Genomic DNA, 566 nt, shown 5'->3' with positions numbered 1-566 from the left:
ACACCATACTTATCATTTAACCAGCCAAACTTTTTACTAAACGGATATGAACCTAAAGGCATAAGAACTTTTCCATCTTGTACTAGTTTATTAAAAACTGTTTCGATTTCCTCTTCCGTATCACAAGTTACATAAAGAGACATAGCTGGAGTGAATGTAAAATCATGCTTTACATAACTATCAATACACATGAACTCTTGTCCATTTAGCGTAAAAGTTGCATGAATTACAGTTCCCTCTTTACCTGGTCCATTCTCATCATAACGAGAGATACTTACAATTTCTGATTGATTAAATAGCGATGTGTAAAAATTCATCGCTTCCTCAGCTTTGCCCTCAAACATTAAAAACGTAGTGATTTTTTGATTTGTGTTACCCATTTAGAGACATCCCCTTGTTATGTATTTATGCAAAACATACATCGGACAATAAAACCGAACGTATATTCCTATAAGTGTATTGTCTATAAAAACGATGAGTTTGTCAATTATCTATGTTTTATTTCTTCTTAAATAATGCTGTCCAAAGAAATGATTCTCCAAACATATTATTTGGTTGTTCAATTT

Annotated in this window: 1 protein-coding gene; it reads right to left on the bottom strand. The window is 32.0% G+C overall.

The features are described from left to right. A partial coding sequence (locus AC1DJR_RS32915) for a VOC family protein (protein WP_477004558.1) occupies positions 1-380 on the bottom strand: 380 nt, incomplete at its 3' end. Between the last annotated feature and the right edge of the window lie 186 nt (positions 381-566).

This window comes from Bacillus sp. 05T31 (genome assembly GCF_056396725.1).
Note: the sequence above shows the minus strand (reverse complement) of the source record. Positions and strands in the feature narration are given on the sequence as shown.